Consider the following 21,570-nt stretch of genomic DNA (forward strand, 5'->3'; position numbering starts at 1 on the left):
TAGCCGCCGGTGAGGTTGAAGACATGGGTGAAGCCATGCTGGAGGAGAATGCGTGCCGCGAGATACCCGCGTAATCCGACACGACAATAGACGACCGTTTCCTGAGGGGGATCCAGTTGCTGAAGATGGTCTCTCAGCTCATCAATCGGAATGAGGCGGGCATGAGGAATGTGAGCTTCTTGATATTCGTCCGTGGTCCGGACATCTAGTAACTGAAGAGCAGGGTTCGTCAGCAATTTTTTTTGTAATTCTTGTCCCGTGAGTGTGTTGACCTCGCCGCGTAGCGTATTGGCGGCGACGAAACCGGCCATAATGACCGGTCCTTTGGCCGAATTAAATTGAGGGGCATAGGCCAAATCCAGTTGCTCCAAATCCTGGACGTTCAATTTGGCATGTATGGCAGTGGCCAACACATCAATGCGTTTATCGACGCCCTGATCACCCACAATTTGAGCACCTAACAATTTCCCCGTCTGTTGCTCGACGACCAATTTCATGTGCAGCGCTTCTGCTCCAGGATAATACTCTGCGTGATCCAAGGGGTGGGTGAGGGAGACAAAGTAATTCAACCCATAGGCCTCGGCTTCGTGTGCGCTTAATCCCGTTTTGGCAGCCGTGATACCCATGCTCTCGACAATTGCCGTTCCCAGTGCACCATGAAACTGTAAGTCTCCGCCCGCAGCATTGGCTCCGGCGACTCTTCCCTGTTTATTGGCCGGCCCGGCTAAAGGGATTCGTGCGTGTTGGCCTGTCACCAGATTGAGGGTTTCGACCGCATCACCCGCTGCATAGATATCGGGATCAGAAGTTTGCTGTCGTGTGTTCACGGCAATGCCTCCCGCCGACCCAATTTCAAGCCCTGCCGCTCTGGCAAGCTTGAGTTCCGGTCTGACGCCGATCGAAAGAATGGCGAGGTCCATCGGCAGCCGTTTTCCACTTTCCAATTCGGCTTCTTTGGCAAGGTCCCCCTCCTGCCGAAATCCGTTGATACCGTCACCCGCAATAATCTTCACTCCTTTTTCTTGCAGGTGATGCGCCACCAGAGTGGCCATGTCCTGATCAAAAGGAGGCAGAATTTGAGGAGCTTTTTCTATGATCGTCACGGTCAATCCAAGACCCATCAGGGCTTCGGCCGTTTCCAGTCCAATAAACCCTCCTCCAATAACCAAGGCTTCCTGAGAAGGGTGGCCGGCGAGAAAGGTTTTGATGGCATCAGAGTCAGGAACGGTTTTGACGGTAAAGATATTCCTGGCGTGAATGCCAGGTATATCGGGCATGATTGCCCCGGCACCGGGTGCCAGAATGAGTGTGTCGTAGGGGTGAGAAGTGATTTTTTGAGTCATCAAGTTTTTCACCTGTATGCATTTCGCCGTTCGGTCTATGAGAAGGACTTCGTGTAGCACGTGGACCCGGACCCTGAATCGTTTCCAAAACCGCTCCGGGGTTTGAAGTAGAAGGTCCTCACGATCCGGAATGGTCATTCCCACATAGTACGGGAGGCCACAGTTGGCGAAGGATACATAGGGCCCTTTTTCAAACATTTCAATGATTGCCGTTTCGTTGGTTCGACGCGCCTTAGCGGCCGCGCTGGCCCCGCCGGCCACTCCACCGACAATGATGATGTTGAGGGACATGCTCCTAACATTCTCCCAGCAGAAATTTACACGACTAAATGGGCTTTGATGATATTGGTTCCGAAGGCATGTCCCAGGCGTTCCCCGGTGACGATGACAATGAGCCGGCCTTCCTGAAGCAGGCCGAGGGTTTTGAGGTGATCCTGGGCCGCATTGATGCGCTCATCAGTGGCATCAATTTGCGGAAAGACACATGAGACAATGCCCCATACTAAAATCAATTGACGGGTAACGGCTGGGGAGGGAGTCAGTGCGATAATCTGGACCGTCGGTCGATGGCGGGCCAATAACATGGCTGTATGACCGGAATCGGTGAAGACCACGATGGCTTGGGCACCAACAGATGTTGCAAGCGAGACGGCAGCTTCACAAATCGCTTCCGGAGTCGAACGCACGGTCTCCTTAGACGAATCGGATTTCTGGATTCGGCGGAACATTTCCTTTTCTGTTTGTCGGATAATCCGATCCATGACCTGGACCGATTCGAGAGGGAAATTTCCCGTGGACGTTTCGGCCGACAACATGACGGCATCCGTCCCGTCCAGCACGGCGTTCGCCACATCCGACGCTTCGGCGCGAGTGGGCGAAGAGTTTCGAGTCATCGATTCGAGCATTTGTGTGGCTGTAATTACCGGTTTTCCCATACGATTGGCCTGGGCGATGATCTGCTTTTGCAGGAGGGGGACTTCTTCCGGGCTTATCTCCAACGCCAGGTCACCTCTGGCGACCATCACTCCATCTGCCGCATCAAGGATTTCATCAAGACATGTCAGGGCTTCAGGTCTTTCGATTTTGGCAATAACAGGAATCAGCGATGATCGATCAGTCAAAGCCGTTTGGAGAGTATGAATATCCTGCGGACTTCGAACAAAAGAGAGGGCGACATAATCGGCTTGAGCTTCAATGGCCACTTGAAGATCATCGGCGTCTTTCTCGGTAAATCCCGGAATGTCGAGTTGGAGGCCAGGGAAATTGACACCTTTATGTGAGGTGACCTGGCCTCCAACCAGGACTCTGCAGATTAGTCGGTCGGTTTCTTGTTTTTCCAAGGCGAGGGACATATTTCCGTCATCAATTAAGACGATTTGACCTGGTTCCATTCCATCCGGGAAATGGGAAAGATTAACCGGCAGGGTATGCTCCGATTCGTTGTGCCTTGAGTTGTGATCCGACTTCGGAATCAGAATGATATCCCGCCCTTTCTTCAAAACGGTTCCTTCGTTTGGGAGGTCCCCCAGGCGGATTTTTGGACCTGCCAAGTCTACAAGGATGGCCAGTGGCGTCTTTTCCTCAAGAGCAAGGCGTCGAAGGCCTTGAATTGTTGTCTTGTGCCAATCGGCGGTTCCATGGGACATATTAAACCTGGCGACATTGACCCCGGCATGCAGGAGTTGTTTCAAGCATTTCTGGGAAGAAGTCGCAGGGCCAATTGTGGCTACAATTTTGACATGGCGCATGGGGATGATCTCAAGAATTGGTTAAAAGTGGGCTAGCAGATATTGGTGGGGGAAGCAGGAACTGTTGTGACCGCAAGAACCAAAAAATCCACGAGGTTTTTTCTCAGATTTCATGGAGCATTGAATGGAAAGTATTTGTGTAATTGGGCAAATTCAAGAAAGATATTCCCCCGCTGATGGAATGGTCTAATAGCCAGGCTCCCAGGGTTCATTGTGGTTATGGAGTTAACGTTCGAAGAAATGAAAGAAGATGATTCAACTCTAATGCATTCAGATCGTTCTTCCAGGCAGGCATGGCTGTTCCCGGTCGGCCGTTGCGAAGCGTATCAAGAATGGTTTGATCTGATTGCTTGCCGAGTAACGTGAGGTTGGCCGCTGGGGGAATCAGAGCCTGTCCAATGGGGCCATCCCCTTTCCCTCCAGGTCCATGACACGTCACGCAGTGTCGTTCATAGAGGGCTTTCCCTTTTTGGGGATTGCCAGCGTGAGTGGGGGATTGATCGGGTGTTTCCTTCTGTTCGTCATGCTGAGCGGGAGGCATAGAAGGTGAAGGCTGGAGTGAATTTTGCGTCACCAAGTAATCAACCAATGGAGCCATGTCCTCATTCGAAATTGGACAGCCGAAGGATGCTTTCATTTTGTTGACGATTTCCATCCAATGCTCACGAGGATGAGGCGGTTGCGTATACACGTACTCTGCCGAATGACACATGAGGCAGTACCGGCTTGCAATGGCACTACCAGTGCCGGATTGAAACGATATTGGATCAGGAGGAATATTGAGAATGGACACCTGTTCTCTTTCATGGTCAGGGGCCGGAAGTCCCCACGCAAGTCCTGTAACCCACAGAAACACTATAAAGACCATGCAAACACGCATCAAAAGTTGTCCTCAGCCGGCTTGAACATTCACCGTTTCGATCACATTACGAAGATATCCGTTTGGATTCCATCGGGCGCCGAATCGCTGTGATTCTCCAATCCGATTGATGGCCAATGATTGCAGTGCATACGCATGCCCGGGCCTCGGAATAAATTCGGCTTCCCAGGGGCGGAAGCTGAAATCGCCATAATCCTTTCCTAATCGGGCGGATTGCCATTGTTGTCCACCATCCACGGAGACCAGGACGCGATCAATGCCATGGCCTTGATCAAAGGCAATGCCTGAAATGGTGCAAGGTTCCCCTCCCGGTATGGTTCGACCCTCCTCAAGATTGGTGATAAAGGAACGAACGGGCATTTTGCCCATGGGCACGGTATCCGTTAAGGACTCTCCTGGATTTACGCAGTGACAAGGATTGGCCGGCAAGCGATAGGCCTGTGTCGTCCAAAAATTTTGATCGACCTGATTGAGCACTTCGATATCATTCAGCATCTTCACCCAATACGTGGCATACCAGCCAGGGACCACGAGGCGAAGGGGATAGCCGTTCAGCATGGGGAGGGCCTCCCCGTTCATGGAGTGAGCGACTAACACCTCTTCCTGGAGCGCATCATCAAGGGCCAGGGATTTTCGAAAATCCGCTGTGGCTTGTGCGACGGGTTGGTCCAGCCCATCGAACCTCACTTGCGCCGCATCCCCTGATAGGCCTGCCCGATGAAGGAGATCACGGAGTCTGATCCCCTTCCAGTTGGCATTTCCCATTGCTCCATTGCCCCATTGTCCGCCGGGCACCCGGGGATGAAAAAACCCGCGACTGTTTCCCGAGCATTGGCAGACGGCGGCAATTTCGACTTGTTCAAATTGAGTGTGTAAATCATGAAGACTCAATGATAGGGATTGATTGACTCGACCGCGAATAGTCAGCCGGAAGGTGTTCACGTCAATTTCCCGAGGAATATTGGCGAGATGCCAGCGAACAAAAAATGCATCAATGGGCGTGAAGATGTCTTCATTAAAAATATGAAAGGGGGTTTCCAATTGAGGAGGCCTTGTGGTCATCACCATGAGGGGCCGCTTCTGTGGAAAAGCCACCAGTGGACGGCGACCCCGTTCGAAAGGGAGAGTGACCGTCGGGGAATCGGTGGCCCAGAGGCCTCTAGGGATGAGTAGGCTTCCCAACCCGAGAGCCAGGCTCCCCTTCAAAAAATGTCGACGGTCTATACCCGGGGTTTTTTCATTCATAAGTCAATCTACCGTTTTTCTCCCAAAGAAACAAAAAATCCCGCCCTCGTACAAATCAATCCTTCACATTTATCCTTCGTTTTGCGAAGGCATGATCTGACTACCTCACTTATCGTATCCGGTCATCGGCCATTCCGGAGAGTGTTGAATAATTAAGATTTCCAAGGACAAATTTGCCCAGAATTAGATTACTCATCAAAGGCTCCGGGTCAGTTCAAAAAAGTCCGTCCAGCAAGGCCGCAGCCGTTTTTTCGCGCGGAGCGTACGCTTAGTACGTGAGCACGGGAAAATGGCGAGAACGCCGCTGGCAGCTTTTTTCAACAGACCCATTTCGGAAAACAGCATCATGTGCGTTCCAGGGCTCCCATTTTCATAATCCAGTACAGTTGACTATCGAACAGATTATTCATCTGAAATGAGGGATTTGGTGAGAGGCGAAGTCCTTCCTTGATCTGCCAGCGACCAGATGGATAATTGAGGGAAGGGACCCTGCTGGGGAAGCCTGCTTTTCTAGCAGGGTTGTCCGTTAAAGACACAAGGTTTGTATCGGCTCACATCAAATTCGGTTTCTTCCAGATAGACCTGTTCGTTGCCGTTGACACCATCGACAAACGGGTCATTCCACATCGTATGGTTCCACCAATAAAAAATGGGGAACTCTAACGTGTAGTATACCGGATTTCCGTAGGTGCTTCGCACATGTTGTTCGACGGTCCGTCCCGTGACGTAATCAGCTTTCCCGTTTCCTTTCAAGGAATACAGGGATAGGAGCAGGCGAGATTCCTGGTCGTAGATTTCATCGATACGAGTACTTTCGTCGGGTTCTGAAGGCAAAGCTAAGGTCGCTGAGGGGGAGGGAGTTTCCACTGAGGTGAACGCTAACCAGGTTGCAAGAACGACTAGAGGCATAACCGTCATACGCCAAGTCCTCCTTCCTAGATGTGGTCCAGAGTATAGCCCCGGGAGGAGCCATGCTCATGCACGGAACAAATTAGGGTTGAACAACTGCAAGCCCATGCGGATCGGCTGCTTCTTTTCCGTCCACCATATTGGTGAGACGGGTACTACCTATCAATTCATCACCGCCTTTTCCGGCACATAAGGTTTTTGGTCATAGCCACTCCAGGCCTGGACCATTTCGCATTATTGACATCCTTGTGATTTCCGGTCAAGAGACTGGGCCCCGCAAGTTCGTAAAAGCATAATGGCCCTCTAGAGAAAAATCAAATAAGGACCGGGGCCGGATCATCGCTCTGTGTACCGACAGGGTGAATGGACCCCATACTGGAAGGGAGATTAATCAAATATCTCAATCATCTTCCCTGCGCGATCTACATTCCAGAGATCGCGTCCAATGCCTCAAAGCCCGTGAGTGTCCGAAAATATTATGTCGCGGGAAGCCATCAATTTGGTCGCGGCCGGGTCAGGAGGTCCCGCAGAAAATGCTTCTTCTTTATGGCCGGCCTCTTTTGTGCGCGAGTGACAGGAACGTATGCTATTTCCCACTTGATACGGTGCCGGTTCCAAATGATCTCACATACAATATCACAAGCCAAGCTTCGTCTTCTGTCAAGACCAGGGGGATGAATGAGGCCATATCCGTACCCGGGCTGCCGTTTTGCAAAATCCAAAAGAGTTCCCCGTCCGTGCGGGCTGCCTGCCAGGTCTTGTCCGTAAAGTTTCGTGGAAGCCTGCCTCGAAGGCCAGGAATGTCACCCAGGCCTTTGCCTTCGGGTCCATGACAGGTGACGCAAAATGCTTTCCCGTGAAAAACTTTTTTGCCCTTCTCAATATTTTCTGAGGTTGAAAGGAAAGGATTCTTCTTCGCTCGGGCGTCTTGGATCTGTTCAGGAGGAACCCTGGGTTTCAATACTTCTAAGTCCGCGGCATGCACGAGACCCATTCCGATTATCCCCGTAACAAAAAAAGCCAACACAATCTTTAAATTTTCCTTAAGCAGGTTCAAGATCAATGCCTCTCCAAGTAAAGTAACGATCCCGGAGATTCCAGAAGGGAACCTCCGGGATCATCTCGGATTATTCCGGTTGATTAAAGATATGCCCGAGAGATTGTGGGTAGGTTACTGTCCCGTCCGGGAAATCCTTCCCCTTTTGCCATAGATGATAAATGACTCCGTCGGTTTTTGACGCGGCTTCAGCAATGGCTTTGACCTTTTCTGGATCATCAATATCTAAAATTTGTACGCGGCCGGTAGCGATTTCTTGTTTATGGTCATGGAAAAACCGATGCCATTGGATCAACGGCAAGGTTCGGGAAAGATCCTTGGACACGAAATATTCAATGGCCACAAGAGGGGCATTGGCGTCTGTGGTTTCAAAGAGGAGACATTGCAGGATCTTGTCATTAATCCCTTTACAGTAGTGGTGATAGGGTCCACCGGGGGTGCCATCCGGCATCAAGTGAGGAGCTTGCACATGGATGTCATATCCTTGGGCAGGTCCTGGGGCAGGCGCACCCCCCTCGCTCATGGCTGGAGTGGTTATACACCCCATGGCCAATAGACTAAAAGTCCCTAACATGAAAAATGAACGGATTGAGCACTGCATGGCAACCTCCTTTATGTTGATCAGTAATAACCCTCCACCTATGTGGAAGGCCTTGGGAACTTGGTGAAAATTCGCCGCATACTATCATGGGGTTCTTTAAACGACCATTATTTGACGCCAGGGGTCATAATCCCCAACCGCTAGTTCAATTAGCTTCCCTGGTGTGGCTCAACGTAGCTGCCGTCAAAGTCTAACCATTGGAAGGGTCTTATTTCGCCAAGGTTCTCCTGATGCCTGGGCCGTTGAGGCTGAGCCAATGATGATAGCTAATAGCCATAGCCTTCTTGCATTCCCATTCAACTCACTTCTTCCCAGGCCCACCTTACATCTCCTTGGGATGATGATGTGCAAAAACTTTCGAATATGGAAATGATGACAAAAATATCATGCGGAACCATTTACTGCCGGATCCGGTTATAGGGTAGCTTGCTTAAGAGCATACCCATCAGACAGGAGTCCGTGAGTCCTGCATGGAGAAGTCCAACCCCTACCAGTGTTGGAAGGAGAAGGAACCCTGAATGGCCTATCAGGCCCAATCCAACTCCTACGAGAATCACTACCCCTGCGATGGCCCGCACCTGTCCTTCAAGGGAAATTCGTTGTTGTCCCCGGACGACAGGTTTGCCCTGATTAACCCAGGCAGTGATGCCTCCTTCCAGAATGCCGCAATTCGTTATTCCTTGGTTAATCAAATATTCGTAGACAATCTTCACCCGGTTCTGTGTTCGGCAGATCAACATGATGCGGTGCTCACGGGAGAGGGTTTTCAGTTCGGTCACATATCGATGTAAATCCGGTAGAGGAATATTTCGAGCACCTGAAATATGCATACCTTCAAACTCTTGTGGTGTTCTGACATCGATATACAGAGGGTCCTTCAATGAAGGGGGCGACAGCCAATTGTTCTGACTCGTTCCCGATTTTGCTTCTTGATCTATTGCCAATGTATTCATTGGGTCTCCTCCTTGTCCGTTTATTTCGTGCATGCGGATATGGCTTGGGGTTGAACCTTTTGGCGTGGATGACTCCAGGTGGTGAGCCAGGCGTCATACCCACCGACCAGATCCATGGCCTGGGTTCGTCCGGCTTGTTCCAAAATCCCTATGGCGGTAGATGACCGATATCCACTGGCGCAATGGACCACCACCGGGATATCTGCAGAGATGTCCTGAAACTGTTCGGCAAGGTGAGGCAAAGGGATGTTGAGGCTTCCGTCAATATGCCCGGACTCCCACTCTTTTACCGATCTCACGTCGACGACCATGGGGGGATGAGGGGCCGTCAATAGTTCCGCAAGTCCCTGAGCGGTGATGCGTTGGACTTTTTGGACCACATCAGGGTTCACCTCAAGGGATTGCATGCCACCCTTCAGGTAGCCCAGGACGCGGTCAAATCCAATGCGGCCTAATCGTTGAATCGCCTCCTTTTCATATCCAGGCTCTGCAATGATGACGATGGAGGATTTGGGGTTCAGAACTGTTCCGGCCCAGGTCGCAAACTTTCCTCCTAATCCAATGTTGAGACTCCCCTTCAGGTGCCCTCCCGCATATTCAACGGCATTTCTGACATCAAGGACTTGAGCTCCATTTTCCTGATGATTCAGGACAGCCTGGAGGGAAAGGGGAGTCAGGCTGTTCCGCACCACATCATTCAGAACAGGATGCTGTTCCCTATTCATCCTTGCGTCATATCCAAAGTACGAAGGCGCTTCAGGTTGATCCGCCGTAACCAAATCAATAAATTTTTCTTTCGTCATGGGTTGAAGTGCATAGTTTTCCCAACGCTGCCTGCCCAATGTGGACACGGTGTCGCTGCTTAAATTTTTCCCGCACATGGATCCTGCTCCGTGTGCAGGATAGACCAGTGTTTCATCGGGAAGACGCATGATTGTATTTCGGAGTGAATCGAATAATTGCCCCCCTAACTCTTTGGCGGTGACACCAATGGAGGCCATAAGATCCGGTCTGCCCACATCGCCAATAAACAGAGTATCTCCCGTCAGAACGCAGTGCGGATGTTCGGCGCTCTTGTCCAGGTCGTAGACGGCAAGCGAAATACTTTCCGGGGTATGTCCCGGTGTTTCTAGCACTTGAATGCGCACCGAACCAAACTCAAGAACCTCTTGGTCCCGAAAGTTTCGAATGGGGAAGTCGGTCTTGGCTTTGGCTCCAAGGCAGATCTCAGCGCCAGTTTGTCGTTGGAGTTCAAGGTGCCCGGCTAAAAAGTCTGCATGGAAGTGGGTGAGAAAAACATAACGAATTTTCCAATCGTGGCGTCGGGCCTCCTGAAGATATTGCTCAATGTCCCGTTGAGGATCCACGACCACAGCGGTTGAGGTTTTGTTATCGCCAATCATGTAAGACGCATGAGCCAAACAACTCAAATAAAATTGTTTCACAATCATGATGAATACCCTCCCCTCCTTCTTGAAAAGGAGCATTGGTTGAAATCGATTGAGCTCGTTTCGAAAAGTTCTTTTAATACGACTTTCATTGAATAAACCTAAGCAGGGATTGTGCCAGGTTATATTTCGCAAACGTCCGTAATAAATTTCAACAAAATCAAGGCATTAATGGAGTAATAAAAATAGGGGGAAGCCTGAATGTGGCCGTAAGAATCAGATGAACTGAACAGAACGCGCTAACTGTTAAGTTAACGAGTTAACGATTTGACTAGGCATTGGGAGGGGTCTGAAGCTGTTTGATTTTCTTCCAAAGGGTGACTCGACTCACTCCAAGAAGCTTGGCAGCTTCCGTTTTGTTGCCTTTGGTCTGTTGAAGGGCTTCCGTAATACGAGCTTCCTCCTCCGGTGGAAGGGAGGGGTCTGTGTTGGCTGAGAGAGGTTTGAGGCTTCCGGACCTTGGAGGACTCTGAACTTCTGAAGGAAGGTCCCACAGGGTGAGGCAATCACCATTAACGGTGACGAAGGCGTGTTCGATCGCATTTTTTAATTCGCGGACATTGCCGGGCCAGTTATAGTCAGTCAAACGTTGCAAGGCATCCTGGGCAATGTCTCCTATTTCGCGACCAAATGTCTTGGAGTTGGCCGCCATGAAATGATGAACGAGGAGAGGAATGTCTTCTCGTCTGGCTCTCAAAGGTGGAAGAGTAATTTCGAACACATGAATCCGATAATAAAAATCTTCCCGAACCGTGCCTTCTGCCATAAGGACTTTCAAATCCCGATTGGTGGCCGTGATGAGACGGACATCGACCCGCATGCCCCGGTCATCTCCAACCCGGCGTATTTCGCTTTCTTGCAGGACCCTGAGCAATTTCAATTGCAGGAGAGGGCTGGTATCTCCGATTTCATCCAAAAATAACGTGCCGCCGTCGGCGGCTTGAAAGACCCCGATTTTATCGCGTATGGCTCCGGTGAACGCCCCCTTCACATGCCCGAAGAGTTCACTTTCAAGCAAGGTTTCTGGAATCGCTGAGCAATTGATGGCGAAAAACGGTTTATCGTTTCGATCACTTAGGGTGTGAATGGCTCGGGCAGCCAGTTCTTTTCCGGTGCCGGATTCTCCCGTGAGCAATACCGTGACATCGCTTTGTGCAGCCAATCGGAGCCGGCGAAACACCTCTTGCATTACCGGGCTTTTGCCGATGAGCTGTTGAAAGGACTCACGGGATTTTGCCTGTTCTTCCAGCACGGCAATTTTTTGGTTATTCAAAATAAATGAGGTGAGGTCGGTAAAGGTTCCGACAGCGCCCCCGACCTGGCCTTGTTCATCCCGGATGATCGAGACATTGCCAAAGAGGTAAAGTTCGCGGCCGTCTTTCCCCAGCACTTTGCATTCCTGATTGCAGATGCCCCAGGGATACGGGGTGGGGTTGTCCAAAAATTCCGTCAGGATGCGAAAGCCCTTACAATTTTGACCTTCTAAGATAAGGCAGGATTTTCCAAGGATATCCTGACTGGAATATCCCGTAATGCGAGCTGCCCCAGTGCTCCAGGCTACGATGTGACCTTTCGCATCGACCGTGAACACGCCATCCGCCATGACGTCTACCATGTTGCTGAGGATGGCGGGGTTTTTTCGGAAATCTAGCTCCATGGTCGGTGGTTCAAAGAAAGTTCATCGGGTGAGATTGAGCGGGATGGAAAAAAGAGGGTAGGCGAACCAAGAAGGCTGGAGAACGTTTGTGGAGACAATACCATTCTCCAGCCTTGCGTGATCTTTAGTTTGTCCGTAATTTCATAAGGTCTCACACACCTATTTTCTAGGTTCTAACTGTGCCGCCAGCAATGACTTGAAGGCGGGATCATTCTCGACCAACCCCTTCAGCGTATCGTTATGCAACATATACGCCCAGCTTTGCGGGCTTGAGCCGGGAGTTTTCTCAAACCAGTCACGGGCCTGCTGGAGGAGATCCAGCATCGCCTGATTGTCACGGGGAACGTGAAACGCCAGGCTATAGGCCATCGCATAGGCTGCCGTAAATTTGTTGAGGGGATCTTTCGTGAGCTCGAACGCTTTCTGGGCCGCCTCATAACCTCTCTGAATATCGGGATCGTCAAAGTGTCGATTCCAGGCCACTTTTCCGATTCGGGCCCAGGCCAACTCTAAGAGCACTTGTGCGCGAAGCTCTTCCTGTTCGGCTGGCACCTCAGTCAATAATTCCTGTGGAGCGGACAGGGCCGCCATTTGATCGTTCGTCCACCGGTAGGTTGAGGACAATCGAATCCGGTTGTTGAAATCACCGGGCTCCAGAGATGCCAATGCCTCCATCACCGGGATCATTCGATAGAGATAATCGGCTGGCATCGGCTCAGACTTCCCGCCTATTTCCATTCCCAGCGACAGATCAAATCGATCGGTTTGGGATTGCACCGTCCAATACAGTTCGTTGAACCGTTGGGCCAGACGCTCATCACCCAATTGAAGGCCGTTCAAACGACCTCCATATTCAAGAAACCCTTTATACAGTTGATCTGAAAAAACTTCCAGTGCGGGTTTGTGGGACGGGCCAATCAGCAAAACCCGGTTCAGTCTCATGACGGATTCCAGTCTGGTCGGTGCGGCTTGTGCCTGTTGAATGCCTGTTTGGATGGCCGCCAAACTCTCCGGAAGGCCAAACCATTCTGTTGAGTGCGGAACATAGCCACCCGGGTCCACGACGAAAGGAATGGTGGTGCCACGGGGTCCATCGAGCACCAAATCGAGCACGGCACGATCAGTAGGAAAACCGAATTGTTTCAGATCTGACAGCACGACCCACTTCACGTTGACGGATTTCACGACTCGCTGGGCTTTTTTGTAGGGCACGGCCCAATCCTCGGCACCGGGAGCATTGGCGATGGGTGCCGTCAAGGCATTCGGATAGGATACCTTGGTAGTGAGAAAGGCTGTGGGTGCGGCTACCACCCTGGTCTCATCTGGAGAAGGAAATGAGGCGTGGGGCAGGGTTCCCGATTCCGCGGCCTCAATGATAAATGGAGTTGTGGGTTCTTGAACGGCAATGGCCTGCATGACGAAAAACGAGGGAGCCAATTGCTGATTAAGGGTCTCCGCAATAAAAAATCGTTCGAAATCGGAAAAATCGACTAGTTTTCCCGGTCCCGGCCAGACATTGTCTAATGCCCGGTCATTTTGTTGAATGGCTCGTTGGTGGGCCTCCTGCCGACGCTGGTCGCACCATTCATAGATGGGGTTTGACGGGTCGGGAAAGTTCCCGTTTGAAAATAACTGCTGTTGAGCCATCTGATGTAAGCACACAAAATCCCGTTGGCCGGCCGCGACTTGATCCCCCTTTCCGACCGCATGGGCATAGTCTCGAACGGTGGAGAGCAGGGCTTCCTCATTGACGGACGCTGGCTCGGCGGCCCACACATGACTGGAGGCCAAAAGCACAGAACCGCACAGGAGGCCCACCCGTTTAAGCGTAGGCCACATCCGGTGAACAGTGGACCCGGGACGATGATCTACCTCGGGTTTCAGGGTATTTGTCTTAAATGATTGACGACGAACAATACTCATGGAACCAAACTCCTCCTCAAACATGCTTGGTTAATGATTTTGTGTAGCAGAGAGGGAAATGTCCCTCATATATCCAGGTGGCTAATCTACCACACCCTCATTCTTATGCACCACGATGGTACCCTGCATCACATGGCCCGGTAAATCACAAAAATAGGGAAACGTCCCGGGATGCGATGGGATAAACACAATGTCGGTTTGGCCTCGGGTGGGAAGCAAAACACGGCTGAGACCTTCTTTGGAAAACTGTGGAGCACCACTTCCGCTGACGTTCAGGTGGATATCTGTCAGTAGGCCGATTGGCAAAAATGCATGCAGTTCCGAATCCAAGTTTTTGAGGACCAGCCGGGTTTTTTGCCCCACGGTGATTGATAGCGTGTTGGGGCTGAATTCCCGCGATTTGATATGGATGGTCACGACTGTTTCTTGGAGATCAGGAGCAGGAGCGAGACTGACCGGCGTCGCTCCCCGAACTATTGCCAAATCTGGGGGTGCAAACACCGTGAAGCCCAGCATCAGAATACAGGCCTGAAAAAATCTGAATAAGCGCAGAGGAATCATCATATTGAAAATATTATACCGGTTAGCGATTCTGGGGCGAAACGAGTAGGAGGAATTGTTCGGCAGTCCCATGCAAAAAGATGGCAAAGCCGTAAGTGAAAATATGTATAAATGGGAAAAGAATTTGGAGAGGAAAGAGAAAATCTTAAGATCGGGGCGAAACGACCGAAAAATATGAGAATACATCAGGAGAATGGTTCACGGTGCATCTCTTAGAATTATTTATCGGGCATGATCCTCTTTCAATGGCTATAGCCCTTGTGTTGGTCCTGAGCGTGCTGGCGTATGGATGGTTTGAGGTTCGTCGAACAGCACGCCTCCCTCATATCGGGATGGTCCTGATCAAAAACCGATTGAAGACGACCAGCAAATTCCCAACTCCGCGCCGATAGTAAGCCTTCCCCATCCTCTCGTTTTCCGGCCTCAAGACGCAATCCCGACAACCCGTAGCAGTTGCGATTCCCCTGTATGCAGCCGTGATGGGAGTGTTGAATAATAAAGATGTTCAAGGGAAAATTTGCCCAGGATTAGATTTCTCATCAAAGGCTCCGGGTCGGTTCAAAAAAGTCCGTCCAGTCCTGTCCTGAGGCCCCTCGAAGGAAAGGCCGCAGCCGTTTTTTCGCGCGAAGCGTACGCTTCGTACGTGAGCATGGAAAAATGGCAAGAACGCCGCTGTCGGCTTTTTTCAACAGACCCGTGATGTATATCGGCCATCCGGTCGAGGCACACACTTCTGCCCTCTACCATCCTGTAAGGGAATTTCAGCATCAGACAAGGGGGAACGCTGTCTAGAAGGAGGCTGAAGAGGGGGAGAGAGTGGCGGTTGAAAGAGGGTGATGGCCAAGATTTCGCGTGAACGCCTGGCGAAGGCGGATTCCATGATCATGGCAGATCCCGTGGGATACCGGTTCATTGATTTCCCCAGACTCCCCAGGGTTCCTTCCAAGAATTCCAGCCTTGCCTTCCTGTCGACACCATGCACAAATCCGAATCATGCGTTCTCCTTTTCGTTTTCGAGGGCACACGAAACAATTCGCGCACCCAATAACCATAAACTTCCCAGCATTAAGACTTCTGCCTTATGGTAAAAGCAATTATTGAACCTAGAAAAGTATTATTCGTAATGTGTTGTATGTATTCAAGTTTTTCAAATTCCAAGGCAATTAAAAAAATGGTTGTTGAGAAAATACCACACACAGTTGAATCGAAAGCGATACGGTTCTGAGGGAAGCGTTTTGAAGCACATGCTGATGTGGCATTTCTTGCCGAGTGTCTTGAAGGCTTTTGGGTTCACCGTTCAATCTTCAAAGGTCTCTAAAGTGATGCAACGATGTTTGTGGTTGCCCGACCCCGTCTAGGTCACGGATAATGAAGTCATGGCCAAATTAGAACAACTCAATTTTCAGAACACCTATGCGGATCTGCCTGATGTGTTTTATCAGCGGGTAAAACCCACGCCTTTTCCTAATCCCTACCTTGTGAGTGTAAACCCAGCAGCCGCCGAATTACTCGATATTGATCCCACGGAATGGACCCGTCCGGAGTTTGCAGAATACTTCTGCGGGGCCAAACTGTTGCCTGGAGGCGATCCCATTGCCATGTTGTATTCGGGGCATCAATTCGGCCATTACGTGTCGCAGCTCGGCGATGGGCGGGCCATCATGCTGGGGGAGGTGCGGAATCAAAACGGGGAGCGGTGGGAGTTGCAATTGAAGGGCGCTGGGCTCACGCGATTCTCACGTGACGGCGATGGCCGTGCAGTGATGCGTTCGACTATTCGTGAATATCTCTGTGGCGAAGCCATGCATGGATTGGGCATTCCCACAACCCGCAGTTTATGTATTGTGGCCGGAGAAGAAATTGTCTGGCGCGAAACGCCGGAACCGGGAGCCATGTTGCTGCGGATGGCACCGACTCATGTGCGGTTTGGCAGTTTTGAGGTGTTTTACTATCGCCGCCAACATGAATATCTGAAAACGCTGGCAGACTATGTCATCGAATATCATTATCCGCATTTGGTCGGAGCAGAGAATCCCTACGCCAGGCTGCTACATGAGGTGGCGGTTCGCACCGGCCAACTCGTGGCTCAATGGCAAGCCATGGGCTGGGCACATGGTGTCCTGAATACCGATAATATGTCGATCCTGGGTTTAACGCTGGATTATGGTCCGTTCGGATTTATGGAACGCTATGATCCGACCTATATCTGCAATCATTCAGACCATCACGGCCGGTATTCCTTTCAGAACCAACCCGACATCGGTTTTTGGAATATCCGTGCGCTGGCCAGAGCCTTGTCACCGCTACTGGACCAAGACGCCGTCAACGGCATTCCGGAAATCTATGAAAAAGCGATGCTGGCGAAGTATGCCGAATTGATGCGGGCGAAGCTTGGGCTGATCGAAGCACACGCGGGAGACGACAAGCTCGTGACCGATCTGTTGAACCTCATGGACTCCAGCCGGGTGGATTACACCAACTTGTTCCGGGGATTGGGAGCCGTTCGTCAGGAGAGGTCGTCAGCGCCGGACGAATTACGGGACCAATTCCTTCATCGGGAAGCGTTTGACGATTGGACCGCACGATATCGGGAACGGCTACGGGCCGAAAAAAGCGATGATGTAGAGCGCCAAGTCAGAATGGATCAGGTGAACCCCAAGTACATCCTCCGGAATCATCTCGCTCAACAGGCCATTAGCCAAGCAGTTCAGCAGAAGGACTATTCCGAAGTTGATCGATTATTAAAGCTGCTTGGCGACCCGTTTACTGATCGCCCCGGTATGGAATCCTATGCTGTGCCTCCGCCTCCCGGTGAGCCACCAATTATCGTTTCGTGCTCTTCGTGAACAATTCAAGAACAATATAGGTAAAACCTGGGCGCGGATTTCCAATCATCCGTCATGGGAGGGGAGTGTTATCATGAATCTGGAACTGAAGGATAAAACGGCCTTGGTGACGGCGTCCTCAGGAGGCATAGGGCTGGAAATCGCGCGTGCTCTCGCCGCCGAGGGCGCTAAAGTCGTGATGAACGGTCGTACGCAGGCCAGCGTGGAACAAGCGATGGCGGAGGTCCGAGCCGATCTTCCCCATGCAGAGATGATCCCTCTTGTGGCAGACAACGGAACTGCCGCCGGGTGCAATCTCACCATCTCTCAAGTGCCCGAGGTGGATATTCTGGTCAACAATCTCGGCATCTATGAGGCTGTCGGATTTTTTGAGGAAACGGATAAGGCCTGGCAGAACATGTTTGAGATCAACATCATGAGCGGGGTGCGTCTTGCCCGACATTACCTCCGAGGCATGCTTGAACGTGGGCAGGGACGCATCGTATTCATTTCAAGCGAATCGGGCGTCTCTCCGGCTCCCGAAATGGCGCACTACAGCGCAACCAAAACCATGCAATTAAGCATCGCGCGCTCATTGGCCGAACTCACCAAAGGGACGGAGGTCACGGTCAATTCAGTGCTCCCCGGACCTACCCGCACGGAAAGCGTGGAGAAGTTCATCCGAAAGATATTTCCTGATCTTCCACCGGCGGAAGCCGGACGCCGGTTTATGTCAGAGAATCGACCGACCTCCCTTATCGGTCGGCTGATTGATCCAAAAGAAATAGGAGAGATCGTGGCGTTCGTCTGTAGCGCCCGCGCCTCGGTGATCAATGGGTCTTGTATCCGGGCCGAAGGCGGTCTCGTACGTACGGTCTTTTGATGGGACAGGCCAAGCAGAAAGACCTCTTCGAAAAGAAACCTTCGGTGTAATCAGGAAAACAACAGAAGGAGCGATCCCTTTCTTGGTAATGAACGGGCTGAGGAGATAGAGTAATTCCATGCGCATGATTCTTCTTTTTCTCCTGCTCATGATGATCGTGTTGGGACCCCAACTGTGGGTGTGGTGGGTCTTCCGCCAATATCGTCAACACCGTGAGGATCTTGGAGGAACGGGTGGGGAATTGGCTCGTCATTTGCTCAATCGGTTTGGTCTGCAACAGGTGCGCGTGGAACCCACGCCGATGGGAGACCATTACAATCCCGAAACCAAAGTCGTTGGTCTGAATCCGCAGCATTACAATGGTAGATCCCTTACCGCGGCAGTGATCGCAGCGCATGAAGTCGGCCATGCTTTGCAAGATCATGAGGGCTATACCCTCTTGAAAGATCGAACCCACCTGATTAAATTTGCGCAGAAAGCCGAAAAGGCCGGGTCCTATCTGATGTTGGGCATTCCTGTCCTGGCTGGAGTAACCCGGATTCCTGCCGTGGGTCTTGCCGTCTTAGTCGTGGCGATCGGAACCATGAGCGTGTCCGCCATGGTGCATCTCATCACCTTACCCGTGGAATGGAATGCCAGTTTTCGGCGGGCCCTGCCGATCCTCAGAGAGGGCGGCTATCTGGCACCTCCGGATTTGTACGGCGCCAAACGTATCCTCACCGCCGCCGCTCTCACCTATGTTGCCTCCTCACTCTTCAGCCTGGTGAACATGTGGCGATGGATTCGACTGGTCCGGCGATAGTCCTGTTAGAGACCTCCTGTTGCTTCGATATATCATCATCAAAAAGGATGATCTCGACCATATCATGCAAGCACAAAACACCCAATCCAATAAATGCTATGGCAGGAAAACTTCGAATCAGGTATTTTTTGGAATTTTATCCATTTCACCATTGCGTTGAATCTGTATTTTACAATTAGAATTAACTATATTTCGCTTGCAAGTATATTGAAAGTAGTACGGTTCAGTTATCCGTTATCTGTGTCTCACCCTAAGCTTTGGAAATCCAAAAGTCCGATTAATGAAGATGCATGGCTCTTTTCTGGAAATTAAGCATTGGTTATGAATATCAAACAGTATAAAGCCGGGCGATATGTACAACAGTACCAGTATAAGAGCTTTTTGCCCTCCACAATTAATCACGATTGGATATGGGAAGATCCTAAGATCAATACTCTTCTTGAAAAAGCTACCAAGGCTCTAGGAGAACTGAATGCATTTTCTTTGATTGTTCCCGATGTGGATTTATTTATCCATATGCATATCTTTAAAGAGGCCAGCACCTCAAGCCGAATTGAGGGTACCCAAACACACATTGATGAAGCCCTGCGTTCAAAAGAACAAATAGAGCCAGAACGGCGTGATGATTGGCAAGAAGTTCAGAACTATGTCCAAGCCATGAAAAAGGCTATTGAAGCCCTTGAAACCCTTCCTTTATCCAATCGATTGCTTTGCGACACCCACCGGATTCTTCTTCAGGGAGTGCGGGGTGAGCATAAGCTCCCTGGTGAGTTTCGCCTGAGTCAAAATTGGATTGGGGGGACGAGTATTATAGATGCTGCCTTTATTCCCCCAAGTCATGAGGAAATTCCAAATCTCATGAGTGATTTAGAAAAATTTTGGCACAATGATACGATCGAAGTCCCCCATTTGGTTCGTGTAGCTATTAGTCATTATCAATTTGAAACCATTCATCCATTTTTAGATGGGAATGGTCGTATTGGAAGGCTTCTTATTACACTATATCTGGTCGGTCAAGGTTTGTTGGCAAAGCCTTCGCTGTACCTGTCGAGCTATATTGAGAAGCGAAAGATTGCATATTACGAAGGGTTAACGACGGTGAGAGCCACGCATGATATCGGACATTGGATTCGGTTTTTCCTGCTAGCTGTTTTGGAAACTGCTAATCAGGGCGTTGCGACCTTCCGAAAGATATTAGGTTTGCGAAGCAGTGTAGAGCAGGAAATTCTTCGATTGGGGAAAAAAGCTGTACGAGCCAAAGACTTGTTAAACTTCTTATACAAAAAACCTGTGGTAAGTCCCAATGAAGTGGCCCAGACCCTCTCGGTTACTCACCAAACTGCTAATCGGCTTATCAATGATTTTGTGGAATTGGGGATTCTTCAGGAGAGAACCGGATTCCAGCGAAATCGAGTCTTTCAATTTGATCGCTATCTTCGATTGTTTCTGGATTAATCTGCTTTGCCAATACTTTTCCACTCTGGCTGTAAATTTACATATGAAAATCAGTATGTAAAGTAAATCGTTTTTATTTACATATAAAAACCCATATGATGAATTCGGCAATGGCGTTATTGAGTTTTTGCAATTAGGTATTTATATGCAAAATTAAGGAAATGGCGCCATACTTTGCAAGGCTTCCGTGGAATGGGATGCCAGTTTTCGGCGGGCCCTGCCGATTCTCAGAGAAGGCGGCTATCTGGCCCCTCCAGATTTGCATGGCGCCAAACGGATCCTCACCGCCACCGCTCTCACCTATGTTGCCTCCTCACTCTTCAGCCTGGTAAATATGTGGCGATGGATTCGATTGGTCCGGTGTTAGTTTTGCTGGGGTGGAAAGCAACATTTCATCTTTGGAAACCGGGTTGAGAAGGGGGAGAAAAATAAGAATTTTAGCCTGGATACGGCGTGCTCCTGATTTAAAGTTTGGGTAGGTGCAATGCGCCATTCCCTCCCGCTACCCCAATCGAATAATATCCTCGATCCAAATGGTTCTAGAGCTGTAAGGCCCATTGGAAAGTGCCTGGAAGAATTTGCGATCGGCTGTGATCACAGCACCATCAATTGTCTCGGCCAAAGCGAGGTAGAGACAATCATACAAACTTTGATGAGTCGCAAGGGCCAGAGCATAGCCCGCGTGAAAGAGTCGTTCATCGGGATGATATTGAAGCGGGAGTTGCCTGAACTCCTTGAGTATGACATCACCTTCCTCTTTTGTGAGTTCGTTGCGGCGGATCTTTTTGGCAAGAACGCTGCCCGCCTCCAATTGGATAAAAGCTGGCACGTGAAGTGGAGCCTTTAACCGGCTGGCATGTATCGCGACATCTGAATAAATTTCAGGAATAAACCATTTGATCGCGACACTCGCATCAATCACATAGCCCTTCAACGATCTCGATCCTCGCGGATCAGCTCTGCACTATCGCTGAACGTCCGGCCGGACTTCTTTAACCGCTTGTGAAGCTGTTCGATCCGTTTCCATGCTCCCTCATAGTCGGGCACGGCTTCTTCCAAAATCGTTCTGACCTCCGATTCAAGGGACCGCCCATGTTCCTGAGCACGTTTCTTGAGCCGATCTACGATTTTCTCGTCAAGTTGCCGAACTAAAACCTGTGCCATCGTCTCCTCCAATATTTAAAAAATGCTATCATTATGATAGCATGTCATCTGGCATCCATCAATGGAGCAATTTCTTCAACGCATCGGTCATGCGGAATACTTGTTTCTTTGTATCG

At 50.4% G+C, this 21,570-nt stretch carries 21 protein-coding genes; 6 read left to right on the forward strand and 15 right to left on the reverse strand.

What is annotated here, in order from left to right:
- The 12 genes from ACTRXD_RS15935 to ACTRXD_RS15990 form a co-directional block, all read right to left on the reverse strand.
- The coding region (locus ACTRXD_RS15935; protein WP_442432780.1) for an FAD-dependent oxidoreductase at nucleotides 1-1,634 on the reverse strand (1,634 nt) is incomplete at its 3' end.
- Nucleotides 1,635-1,660: 26 nt separating this feature from the next.
- On the reverse strand, nucleotides 1,661-3,091 hold the full coding sequence (gene pyk / locus ACTRXD_RS15940) for a pyruvate kinase (RefSeq protein ID WP_442432781.1): 1,431 nt from the start codon (nucleotides 3,089-3,091) through the stop codon (nucleotides 1,661-1,663).
- Nucleotides 3,092-3,308: 217 nt separating this feature from the next.
- Nucleotides 3,309-3,971, reverse strand: a complete 663-nt coding sequence (locus ACTRXD_RS15945) for a c-type cytochrome (RefSeq protein WP_442432782.1) — start codon at nucleotides 3,969-3,971, stop codon at nucleotides 3,309-3,311.
- Between the two features lie 12 nt (nucleotides 3,972-3,983).
- Nucleotides 3,984-5,216 (reverse strand): molybdopterin-dependent oxidoreductase, encoded by a 1,233-nt coding sequence (locus ACTRXD_RS15950; protein WP_442432783.1) that lies wholly within the window; start codon nucleotides 5,214-5,216, stop codon nucleotides 3,984-3,986.
- A gap of 510 nt (nucleotides 5,217-5,726) precedes the next feature.
- Entirely contained in the window at nucleotides 5,727-6,134 is a 408-nt protein-coding gene (locus ACTRXD_RS15955) for a hypothetical protein (protein WP_442432784.1), read from the reverse strand.
- A gap of 577 nt (nucleotides 6,135-6,711) precedes the next feature.
- Complete coding sequence (locus ACTRXD_RS15960; RefSeq protein ID WP_442432785.1) at nucleotides 6,712-7,182, reverse strand: c-type cytochrome; 471 nt, start codon at nucleotides 7,180-7,182, stop codon at nucleotides 6,712-6,714.
- A 70-nt stretch (nucleotides 7,183-7,252) separates the two neighbouring features.
- Nucleotides 7,253-7,783 (reverse strand): DUF1264 domain-containing protein, encoded by a 531-nt coding sequence (locus tag ACTRXD_RS15965; RefSeq protein WP_442432786.1) that lies wholly within the window; start codon nucleotides 7,781-7,783, stop codon nucleotides 7,253-7,255.
- 398 nt (nucleotides 7,784-8,181) lie between these two features.
- The gene (locus ACTRXD_RS15970; RefSeq protein ID WP_442432787.1) at nucleotides 8,182-8,736 is read right to left on the reverse strand and encodes a rhodanese-like domain-containing protein; all 555 of its coding nucleotides are present in this window, start codon (nucleotides 8,734-8,736) and stop codon (nucleotides 8,182-8,184) included.
- Nucleotides 8,737-8,756: 20 nt separating this feature from the next.
- On the reverse strand, nucleotides 8,757-10,187 hold the full coding sequence (locus tag ACTRXD_RS15975) for an MBL fold metallo-hydrolase (RefSeq protein WP_442432788.1): 1,431 nt from the start codon (nucleotides 10,185-10,187) through the stop codon (nucleotides 8,757-8,759).
- A 268-nt stretch (nucleotides 10,188-10,455) separates the two neighbouring features.
- Nucleotides 10,456-11,841 (reverse strand): sigma-54 interaction domain-containing protein, encoded by a 1,386-nt coding sequence (locus ACTRXD_RS15980; protein ID WP_442432789.1) that lies wholly within the window; start codon nucleotides 11,839-11,841, stop codon nucleotides 10,456-10,458.
- Nucleotides 11,842-12,000: 159 nt separating this feature from the next.
- On the reverse strand, nucleotides 12,001-13,764 hold the full coding sequence (locus ACTRXD_RS15985; protein ID WP_442432790.1) for a hypothetical protein: 1,764 nt from the start codon (nucleotides 13,762-13,764) through the stop codon (nucleotides 12,001-12,003).
- Between the two features lie 81 nt (nucleotides 13,765-13,845).
- Entirely contained in the window at nucleotides 13,846-14,328 is a 483-nt protein-coding gene (locus ACTRXD_RS15990; protein WP_442432791.1) for a cupredoxin domain-containing protein, read from the reverse strand.
- Between the two features lie 200 nt (nucleotides 14,329-14,528).
- Here ACTRXD_RS15990 and ACTRXD_RS15995 point away from each other — a divergent pair, with 200 nt between their 5' ends.
- Complete coding sequence (locus ACTRXD_RS15995; RefSeq protein ID WP_442432792.1) at nucleotides 14,529-14,717, forward strand: hypothetical protein; 189 nt, start codon at nucleotides 14,529-14,531, stop codon at nucleotides 14,715-14,717.
- A 396-nt stretch (nucleotides 14,718-15,113) separates the two neighbouring features.
- On the opposite strand, the gene ACTRXD_RS16000 is transcribed toward ACTRXD_RS15995, so the two are convergent.
- Complete coding sequence (locus ACTRXD_RS16000; RefSeq protein WP_442432793.1) at nucleotides 15,114-15,320, reverse strand: hypothetical protein; 207 nt, start codon at nucleotides 15,318-15,320, stop codon at nucleotides 15,114-15,116.
- Between the two features lie 381 nt (nucleotides 15,321-15,701).
- Here ACTRXD_RS16000 and ACTRXD_RS16005 point away from each other — a divergent pair, with 381 nt between their 5' ends.
- From ACTRXD_RS16005 to ACTRXD_RS16025, 5 genes are all read left to right on the forward strand, one after another.
- A complete protein-coding gene (locus ACTRXD_RS16005; RefSeq protein ID WP_442432794.1) occupies nucleotides 15,702-17,171 on the forward strand; it encodes a protein adenylyltransferase SelO in 1,470 nt (489 codons plus the stop codon).
- A 73-nt stretch (nucleotides 17,172-17,244) separates the two neighbouring features.
- Nucleotides 17,245-18,033, forward strand: coding sequence for an SDR family NAD(P)-dependent oxidoreductase (locus ACTRXD_RS16010; RefSeq protein WP_442432795.1), 789 nt, complete (start codon nucleotides 17,245-17,247; stop codon nucleotides 18,031-18,033).
- Nucleotides 18,034-18,151: 118 nt separating this feature from the next.
- Complete coding sequence (locus tag ACTRXD_RS16015; RefSeq protein ID WP_442432796.1) at nucleotides 18,152-18,835, forward strand: zinc metallopeptidase; 684 nt, start codon at nucleotides 18,152-18,154, stop codon at nucleotides 18,833-18,835.
- Nucleotides 18,836-19,156: 321 nt separating this feature from the next.
- On the forward strand, nucleotides 19,157-20,290 hold the full coding sequence (locus ACTRXD_RS16020) for a Fic family protein (protein WP_442432797.1): 1,134 nt from the start codon (nucleotides 19,157-19,159) through the stop codon (nucleotides 20,288-20,290).
- Between the two features lie 187 nt (nucleotides 20,291-20,477).
- Entirely contained in the window at nucleotides 20,478-20,657 is a 180-nt protein-coding gene (locus tag ACTRXD_RS16025) for a zinc metallopeptidase (RefSeq protein ID WP_442432798.1), read from the forward strand.
- A 135-nt stretch (nucleotides 20,658-20,792) separates the two neighbouring features.
- On the opposite strand, the gene ACTRXD_RS16030 is transcribed toward ACTRXD_RS16025, so the two are convergent.
- Nucleotides 20,793-21,224, reverse strand: coding sequence for a type II toxin-antitoxin system VapC family toxin (locus tag ACTRXD_RS16030; protein WP_442432799.1), 432 nt, complete (start codon nucleotides 21,222-21,224; stop codon nucleotides 20,793-20,795).
- The gene (locus ACTRXD_RS16035; RefSeq protein ID WP_442432800.1) at nucleotides 21,221-21,454 is read right to left on the reverse strand and encodes a FitA-like ribbon-helix-helix domain-containing protein; all 234 of its coding nucleotides are present in this window, start codon (nucleotides 21,452-21,454) and stop codon (nucleotides 21,221-21,223) included. Before ACTRXD_RS16035 ends, ACTRXD_RS16030 begins: the two co-directional genes overlap by 4 nt.
- Nucleotides 21,455-21,570: the final 116 nt, after the last annotated feature.

It is taken from the genome of Nitrospira sp. T9, assembly GCF_052156535.1.
GTDB lineage: Bacteria > Nitrospirota > Nitrospiria > Nitrospirales > UBA8639 > Nitrospira_E.